Annotated in this window: 8 protein-coding genes and 1 tRNA gene; 6 read left to right on the top strand and 3 right to left on the bottom strand. The window is 68.6% G+C overall.

The window, feature by feature from the left end; translation table 11 throughout:
- Positions 1 to 185 precede the first annotated feature (185 nt).
- The 3 genes from QZ755_RS00860 (at position 186) to QZ755_RS00870 (ending at position 3,888) form a co-directional block, all read left to right on the top strand.
- On the top strand, positions 186 to 1,514 hold the full coding sequence (locus QZ755_RS00860) for an MFS transporter (RefSeq protein ID WP_294318548.1): 1,329 nt from the start codon (positions 186 to 188) through the stop codon (positions 1,512 to 1,514).
- The gene (gene cysK / locus QZ755_RS00865; RefSeq protein ID WP_294318554.1) at positions 1,511 to 2,431 is read left to right on the top strand and encodes a cysteine synthase A; all 921 of its coding nucleotides are present in this window, start codon (positions 1,511 to 1,513) and stop codon (positions 2,429 to 2,431) included. Before QZ755_RS00860 ends, cysK begins: the two co-directional genes overlap by 4 nt.
- Positions 2,432 to 2,565: 134 nt before the next feature.
- Positions 2,566 to 3,888: a cell wall hydrolase gene (locus tag QZ755_RS00870; RefSeq protein WP_294318556.1), complete on the top strand. Its 1,323-nt coding sequence runs from the start codon at positions 2,566 to 2,568 to the stop codon at positions 3,886 to 3,888.
- Here QZ755_RS00870 and QZ755_RS00875 read toward each other — a convergent pair.
- On the bottom strand, positions 3,878 to 5,332 hold the full coding sequence (locus QZ755_RS00875; protein WP_294318559.1) for a PH domain-containing protein: 1,455 nt from the start codon (positions 5,330 to 5,332) through the stop codon (positions 3,878 to 3,880). The two genes, QZ755_RS00870 and QZ755_RS00875, sit on opposite strands and share 11 nt — an antisense overlap.
- The gene (locus tag QZ755_RS00880; protein WP_294318562.1) at positions 5,332 to 5,805 is read right to left on the bottom strand and encodes a PH domain-containing protein; all 474 of its coding nucleotides are present in this window, start codon (positions 5,803 to 5,805) and stop codon (positions 5,332 to 5,334) included. The genes QZ755_RS00875 and QZ755_RS00880 overlap by 1 nt, the downstream gene beginning before the upstream one ends.
- A 125-nt stretch (positions 5,806 to 5,930) precedes the next feature.
- Between QZ755_RS00880 and purS the strand changes: the two genes are divergently transcribed.
- A complete protein-coding gene (purS, locus tag QZ755_RS00885) occupies positions 5,931 to 6,161 on the top strand; it encodes a phosphoribosylformylglycinamidine synthase subunit PurS (RefSeq protein WP_294318567.1) in 231 nt (76 codons plus the stop codon).
- Complete coding sequence (purQ, locus tag QZ755_RS00890; RefSeq protein ID WP_294318570.1) at positions 6,158 to 6,826, top strand: phosphoribosylformylglycinamidine synthase subunit PurQ; 669 nt, start codon at positions 6,158 to 6,160, stop codon at positions 6,824 to 6,826. The genes purS and purQ overlap by 4 nt, the downstream gene beginning before the upstream one ends.
- A 7-nt stretch (positions 6,827 to 6,833) precedes the next feature.
- Here purQ and QZ755_RS00895 read toward each other — a convergent pair whose 3' ends face one another.
- Positions 6,834 to 7,583 carry a queuosine precursor transporter gene (locus tag QZ755_RS00895; protein WP_294318574.1) on the bottom strand — a complete coding sequence of 250 codons (750 nt, stop codon included), beginning with the start codon at positions 7,581 to 7,583 and terminating at the stop codon, positions 6,834 to 6,836.
- 56 nt (positions 7,584 to 7,639) lie between these two features.
- Here QZ755_RS00895 and QZ755_RS00900 point away from each other — a divergent pair.
- Positions 7,640 to 7,716: transfer RNA gene (locus QZ755_RS00900), tRNA-Arg, on the top strand.
- Positions 7,717 to 7,719: the final 3 nt, after the last annotated feature.

Genomic DNA, 7,719 nt, shown 5'->3' on the forward strand with positions numbered 1-7,719 from the left:
CTCACGCCTTCGTCATTCCCGCGAAGGCGGGAGTCCATATACGCTGACGATTATGATGAACCGTAAGGTCAGCGTGTATGGACCCCCGCCTTCGCGGGGGTGACAAAATGGGGTGAAGCCACCGCCCAACACCCCCCAAGCCGATCTGCATTGCCCCGGCCTGCCACCGGACCTAAACCCCGCCCATGCGTCCCACTTCCCATCCGTTGTCGATCGGTCCCTTCCGGGCCTATTTCCTCGCGCGCCTGTCGAACACGCTGGCGCAGATCGCGATGGTCGTGGTCATCGGGTGGCAGGTGTACGACATCGCGCGGGAAACGATGACGATCAAGCAATCGGCGTTTCAGCTGGGGCTGATCGGGGTTGCGCAGTTCCTGCCGCTGCTGGTGCTGTCGCTGGTCGCGGGCTGGGTCGCGGACCGCGTCGACCGGCGCTGGATCGCGCGCGGGTCGGTCGCGCTGGAAGGCGGCTGCGCGCTGCTGCTGGCGTGGCTGACCTATAGCGGCGGGATCACCCTGCCGTGGCTGTTCTTCGTCGCCGCCATGCTGGGCGTTGCGCGCGCCTTTGCCGGGCCGGCGTTGCAGGCGCTGGCGCCCAACCTCGTACCGCCCGCCGTACTGCCGACCGCGATCGCGATGAGTTCGATCGCGTGGCAGGGCGGGTCGGTGCTGGGGCCGGCGATGGGCGGCTATCTCTATGCCTTCGGCCATTACCTGCCCTATGCGGTGTCGGCCGGACTGTTCCTGTTCGGGCTGGTGATGCTGTTCCTGATCCCGCCGATCCCGCGCGCGACGATCACCGGCAACATGAACCCGTGGCGGCAGATGCTCGACGGCCTCGCCTATGTCCGGCGCAACCGGCTGGTGTTCGGGGCGATTTCGCTCGACCTGTTCGCGGTGCTGCTGGGCGGGGCGACGGCGATGCTGCCGATCTATGCCCGCGACATCCTGCAGATCGGGGCGGATGGTCTGGGCCATCTGCGCGCCGCACCGGCTTTGGGGGCGGTGGCGGTGGCCGCCGTGTTCGCCATCAAGCCGCTGTCGAAGGACGTCGGGGCGAAGATGCTGCTGTCGGTGATGGGCTTTGGTGCGGCGACCGCCTTGTTCGGCCTGTCCGCGCCGTTGCTGATCCCGGTGTTCGGGCAGGCGGCGATCGGCAGCGATTTCGCGCCGGCCGCAATCCTTGCGCTGATTTCGCTATTCGTCGTCGGCGCGACCGACATGGTGTCGGTCTATGTCCGCCAATCGCTGATCCAGCTGCACACCCCCGATGCGATGCGCGGGCGGGTCGGCGCGGTGTCGACGCTGTTCGTGTCGGGATCGAACGAACTGGGCGAGGCGCGGTCCGGCTTTCTTGCCGCACTGGTCGGGCCGGTCGTCGCGGTCGCGGGCGGGGGGGTACTCGCGATCGGCGTTACGATGCTATGGTCGCGCCTGTTCCCCGAACTGCGCGCCGCGCGGAGCTTTACGCCGCCAGAAGATTTGGAAGTCATCCCCAAGGAGACACAGCCATGAAGGCCGATACCATCCTGCAAACCATCGGGAATACGCCGCACGTCCGCGTCCGCCGGCTGTTCGGCGATGCCGAGGTGTGGATCAAGTCCGAACGGTCGAACCCCGGCGGGTCGATCAAGGATCGCATCGCCCTTGCCATGATCGAGGCGGCCGAGGCGTCGGGCGACCTGAAGCCCGGCGGCACGATCATCGAACCGACGAGCGGCAATACCGGTGTCGGGCTGGCGATGGTCGCTGCGGTCAAGGGCTATAAGCTGATCCTGGTGATGCCCGAAAGCATGAGCATCGAGCGGCGTCGCCTGATGCTGGCCTATGGCGCCAGCTTCGACCTGACGCCCCGCGAAAAGGGGATGAAGGGCGCGATCGAGCGTGCGCACGAGCTGGCGGCGGAAACGCCCGATGCGTGGATTCCGCAGCAGTTCGAAAACCCGGCGAACGTCGACGTCCATGTCCGCACCACCGCACAGGAAATCCTGAAGGACTTCGCCGATACGCCGATCGACGTCATCATCACCGGCGTCGGCACCGGCGGCCACATCACCGGCGTCGCCGAGGCGTTGAAGGCGGAATGGCCCGAGCTGAAGGTGTTCGCGGTCGAGCCGGAACTGTCGCCGGTGATTTCGGGCGGACAGCCGGGGCCGCATCCGATCCAGGGTATCGGCGCGGGCTTCGTTCCCGCCAATCTCCACACCCGCGCGATCGATGGCGTCATCAAGGTCGACGCGGCGGTGGCCAAGGACATGGCGCGGCGCTCGGCCCGCGAAGAGGGGATGCTGGTCGGTATCTCGTCCGGCGCGACGCTGGCGGCGATCCTGCAGAAGCTGCCCGACCTGCCCGAAGGGGTGCGCGTGCTGGGCTTCAATTACGACACGGGCGAACGGTATCTGTCGGTGCCGGACTTCCTGCCGGAGCAGTAAGCCCCTCCTCCTTCCTCCAACACTCCGTTCGCTTCGAGCGGAGGGTCGAGCTTGTCGAGGCCCGCAGTCGAGGATGTGTTCTCGACGAACGTTTCTCGACAGGCTCGAAACTGCTCGAACCGAACGGATTACTGTTGGCAACCACGCCCTTAGACGAACCACCTTCCGGACGCGGCATCCGCAGCGGATCGACCGCGATCGACGCCGTGCTGGTCGCGCTGTCGATCGCCGTCGCGGTCGTGCCCGCGCTGATCGTCGAGCGCGCGCCACCGGTTCGGGTCGAACCTCGCATCGCAACCGGTCAGCGCGGCGTCGCTGGTCGCACCGCCGAGCCGACGATCCCCCCGCCCCCGGTCGAGCCGGCGGAGTTCCGCAACCTGCCGCCCGATGAAGCGCGCGCGTTCAACGCGACCGTGCCGTTTATCGACGGCCCCAATCCGCCCGCGCGGCCGTTCCGCTTTGCCGGGGATACCGAAAACCTGACCCGCGCCACCGACTGCCTCGCCGCCGCCGTGCTGTACGAAGCGGGCGACGATACCAAGGGGCAGCGTGCCGTGGCGCAGGTCGTGCTGAACCGGGTCCGCCACCCAGCCTTTCCGGCCAGTGTGTGCGGCGTGGTGTTTCAGGGATCGGAACGGCGCACCGGGTGCCAGTTCACCTTTACCTGCGACGGCGCGCTTGCCCGTGCGTATCCGCAGGTGTTCTGGGACCGCGCGCGCAAGGTTGCGAACGCCGCGCTGACGGGCAGCGTCTATGCGCCGGTCGGCTATGCCACCCATTATCATACCGATTGGGTAGTCCCCTATTGGCAGTCGAGCCTGTCGAAGATCGCGGCGGTCGACACGCACCTGTTCTTCCGCTGGGCCGGATGGTGGGGCACGCCCGGTGCGTTCCGCCAGCGCGCACGGGGCGAGGAACCGCGCATCCTGCAACTCGCCCCCTATTCCGACGCCCATAAACTGGCCGAGGTGCTGGCGGTCGAACGCGAGGCCGGGGTGTCGACCGGGCGGTTCGCGGGCGGATCGATGCCGCGCCCGAGCAGCGACGATCCCGACACCTTCCTCGTCGCGCTCGACACCGGCGGGCCGCCCGATCAATGGCCGACGCTGGCCGCAGCGGCGTGCGGCGACCGGGTGCGGTGCAAGTTCCTAGGCTGGCGTGATCCGGCGGCGGTTCCTGCGCAGGCGGCCCTGGCCGGCGAACCCGCGGTCCTCACCGCGATGTCGTTCAGCTATCTGCGCGACCGGACGCAGCCGCTCGAACGGCGGCTGTGGAATTGCCAGCAGGTGCCCCGCCCGGCGGCGGACTGTATGCGCCGCGCGGTGGCGCCACCCCCACCGCCGCCCACCGCCGCGCCCGCGATCATCCGGTCGGACCCGATCCAGCCCGGTGCGCCCCTGACCGGGGTGCGCCGGCGCGGCGATCCGGCGCCGACGCCCGCCCCTGTCACGCCGTAACGGTCGATCCGCGCGGCCCGTCCGCCAGCAGCGCCCGCGCCAGTGGATAGGCATCCTCGACCGCGAGATCGGTGATGTCGGGCCGGCCCATCCCCTTGGCCCCCGCACTGTCCACCCGCACCGTCGCGATGCCTAGCAACCGTTGCAGCGGCGACCGGGTGACCGACACGCTCTGTATGTTCGCCAGCGGCACGATCCACGCCTGTTGCGTGAGGACGCCGCGCATTACCTGCAACGTATCGCCCACGACCGCGTAGCGGTGGCGCCGCCGCGCCAGCAGCGCGACGGCTACCGGAACCGGCACCAGCAGGAACGCGAACGCGGCAAGTGGCACGAACCAGCTGGCCACCGCGACACCGACCAGCGGCACCCCGCCGCGTAGCACCGCCGTACGCACGACATGGCCGAACGCGACGGCACGCAGCGGCAAGGGATCGAACGCCGGATAGCCCGCCGCCGCCAGCACCCGCGTCACCTCCGCCTCCCGCGCAAACGGCGCGACCTGTTGCCGCCCGCCGGCGTCGTCGCTGCCGCCCAGCGTCTGCAACCGCAGACCCGACCAGCCCAGCCGGCCGCTGACCATGCCCCGTTCGATCATCGCGAGCTGAATCCGCGCCACGCTGACCACGACCTCGGTCCGGGTGGTCAGACCCCGGACGCGGCGCAGGCGCGCGCCCTCCCGCTCAAGGCGAAAGCCGTGTTCGATGAAGAAGGTGCGCGCGACGCCGCTGATCGCACCGACCGCCAGCGCGGCGATGGCGGCCAGCAGCGCGAACAGCGGCGTGGCCAGCGCCCATGCCTCCCGCCCCGCGATCCCGGCCCAGTTCCACCAGCCGTTCCAGTCAAGGCCGATCAGGTCGCCCAGCTGGTTGATCGCGGCGAACAGCACGCCGACCCACACCAGCGAAAAGCCGAACAGGCCCATGGTCAGTACGCGACGCGTGTCCATCGCAAAGACGACGTCGCGTGCCGGCGCCTGCTGCGTCGCTGCCACGACCGACGCGTCGCGACCGCGCAGCACGGCGCGCAGCCGTGCGGCCTCCGCCAGCGATACGCTGTCGAGCGACGCCTCGTCCGCCTCCCCGCCGCCGGTTTCGATCCGCACGCGCGCGAGGCCGAAGACGCGGGCCAGCAGCTTCTGGTCGATCGACACGTCCTGAATGCGTTCGAACGGGATCGAGCGGCGGTTGCGGTGGAGGATGCCGTCGGCGATGACCAGCTCGCCCTCGGCGATGCGATAGGTGAACGACCGCCAGCGCAGCCACGTTACCAGCCCCGCGCCGACCAGCACCAGCGCGGCGACGCCGGCCATTACCAGCAATCCGCCCTTTGATGCCGCCGCCGACAATGCGACCAGCCCCGCGACATTCTGCGGCGCCTTCACCACGATCCTGAGCGCGATGGTACCGGGATGCAGCCGCCGCGCCGCATCGGGCGCGCTCACTATGGCGACGCCCCGATCGCAGCACGGATGCGGTCGCGGACTTCTTCGGCCGCCTCGCGCGACAGGCCGGGGACCGCGACGCGGCTATGATCGGTGCCGGCGGTGTGCAGCACCACCGTCGCCACGCCGCACGCCCGCTCGATCGGTCCCTGCGACAGGTCGATATGCTGGACCCGCCCGATCGGCACGACAGTATGGACCCGCATCAGCCAGCCATGGGCGACCTGCAGCTCGCGGTCGTCGAGCGCAAAGCCCCAATGGGTGAATTTCCGCGCCGGCGCGACGAAGGTCAGCCAGGCCCCGAACGCCAGCGCGGGCACGGCGGCGAGACCGTTCGGCAATCGCTGATCGGCGAGGACCAGTTCGCCGATCGCGGCCACTGCCAGCAGGATCAGCGCCTTGATCGCGCCGCGCCAGCGCAGAACGTTCAGGAACCGACGATCGAGCGAGCCAAGCGCAGGGATATCATCCATGGCCGGTGTGATAGGGGCGCAACACGCCCTGCTCAAGCGAATCCGACGCAGGTCGCCTACGCTCTTGTGCGCGGACGCCGCCGGGGCCATAGCGCGCGCATTATTTGTGCAGTCGAGGGCTATCCATGAAACTCCGCATCGTCGTGACGCTCAAGAACGGCGTACTCGATCCGCAGGGCAAGGCGATCGAACACGCGCTCGGCGCGCTCGGCTTTGCAGGCGTGGGCGAGGCGCGCGTCGGCAAGCTGATCGAGCTGGACGTCGCCGACGATACCGACGACGAAACGATCGATGCGATGTGCCGCAAGCTGCTGGCCAACACCGTCATCGAAAACTACCGGGTCGAACGCGCATGAAGACCGCGGTCATCGTCTTTCCGGGGTCGAACTGCGACCGCGACATCGCCGTCGCGCTGGAATCGGTCACCGGCACCGCCCCGACGATGGTGTGGCACCGCGACAGCGCGCTGCCGGACGATATCGGCCTGGTCGCCGTGCCCGGCGGCTTTTCCTATGGCGATTATCTGCGCTCCGGCGCGATCGCGGCGCGGTCGCCGATCATGCGCGCGGTGGTCGATGCGGCGGGCAAGGGCCTGCCGGTGCTGGGCATCTGCAACGGGTTCCAGATTCTGACCGAAGCCGGCCTGCTGCCCGGCGCGCTGATGCGGAACCGGGGCCTGTCGTTCGTGTGTCGCGACGTGGCGCTGACCGTCGGCGATACCCGTTCGGCGTTCACCAGCGGCTATCGCGCGGGCGATACGATCAAGGTGCCCGTGGCGCATCATGACGGCAATTATACCGCGGACGACGCGACGCTCGATCGGATCGAGGGCAACGGCCAGGTCGCGTTCCGCTATGCCGAGCCGGTCAACGGATCGGCACGCGACATCGCCGGCCTCGTCAACGACGCCGGCAATGTGCTGGGCATGATGCCCCACCCCGAACGCCGCATCGAAACGGCGCATGGCGGCCGCGACGGTCGCGCGCTGTTCGAAGGGCTGCTGGCGAAGGTCGGCGCGTAAGGCACGCTCACCGCGACCGGCGCTCTCCCGCAAACGGGGAGAAGTCGGTCGCGGCGTCGAAGATCTCGACCCCCTCGCGCTGCTTCAGCCAGCCGACCACGACATAGGTCAGCGGCGTTAACACCACTTCCCACGCGACCTTCATCGCCCAGTTGGTGGCCATCACCGTTACCACCTGCTGCGTCGGCCAGACGTAGAGGAACGCCAGCGGATAGAAGATCGCGCTGTCGACCGCCTGCCCGACCACCGTCGACCCGATCGTCCGCGTCCACAACGCGCGGCCCTGCGTCCATAGCTTCATCCGCGCCAAGACATAGGCGTTGACGAACTCGCCCGCCCAGAAGGCAGCGATCGAGGCGAAGACGATCCGCGGCACCTGTCCGAACACCGCTTCATAGGCGCCCTGGCCCGTCCAGTCCGCGGCCGGTGGCATGGCGACCACCGCCCATGCCATGAACGCCATGAACAACAGCGCCGCGAACCCGACCCAGATGCACCGCCGCGCGCGGGCATAGCCATAGACTTCGGTCAGCACGTCGCCGAGGACATAGGAAACTGGAAAGAACAGGATGCCCGCGCCGAACACGAATGGCGTCCCCGCGACCTCGATCGCCGCGACCTTGCCCGCGCCGATGATGTTGGACAGCAGCAGGATGGTGACGAACGCCGCCATGACCAGATCGAAATGGCGAAATGCGCGCGCCGGAACGGCGTTGGCATCGACACGGTTCAGGACGCGATCGGACGGTTCGTGCATGACCGCGTTATGATAGCGGTTCCGCTCGGCCGCAATGCGCGCTAACGAAGCGGCGGGCACCCGTAGCTCAGCTGGATAGAGCAAGGAGCTTCTACCTCCTTGGTCGGGGGTTCGAATCCCTCCGGGTGCGCCATTG

Source organism: uncultured Sphingomonas sp. (genome assembly GCF_913776855.1).
GTDB lineage: Bacteria > Pseudomonadota > Alphaproteobacteria > Sphingomonadales > Sphingomonadaceae > Sphingomonas.

Bases quoted from the DNA above. Each gene is read 5' to 3' on its own strand.
- QZ755_RS00860 (WP_294318548.1), top strand. From the start codon at position 186: ATGCGTCCCACTTCCCATCCGTTGTCGATCGGTCCCTTCCGGGCCTAT.
- cysK (WP_294318554.1), top strand. From the start codon at position 1,511: ATGAAGGCCGATACCATCCTGCAAACCATCGGGAATACGCCGCACGTC.
- QZ755_RS00880 (WP_294318562.1), bottom strand. From the start codon at position 5,805: ATGGATGATATCCCTGCGCTTGGCTCGCTCGATCGTCGGTTCCTGAAC.
- purS (WP_294318567.1), top strand. From the start codon at position 5,931: ATGAAACTCCGCATCGTCGTGACGCTCAAGAACGGCGTACTCGATCCG.
- purQ (WP_294318570.1), top strand. From the start codon at position 6,158: ATGAAGACCGCGGTCATCGTCTTTCCGGGGTCGAACTGCGACCGCGAC.
- QZ755_RS00895 (WP_294318574.1), bottom strand. From the start codon at position 7,583: ATGCACGAACCGTCCGATCGCGTCCTGAACCGTGTCGATGCCAACGCC.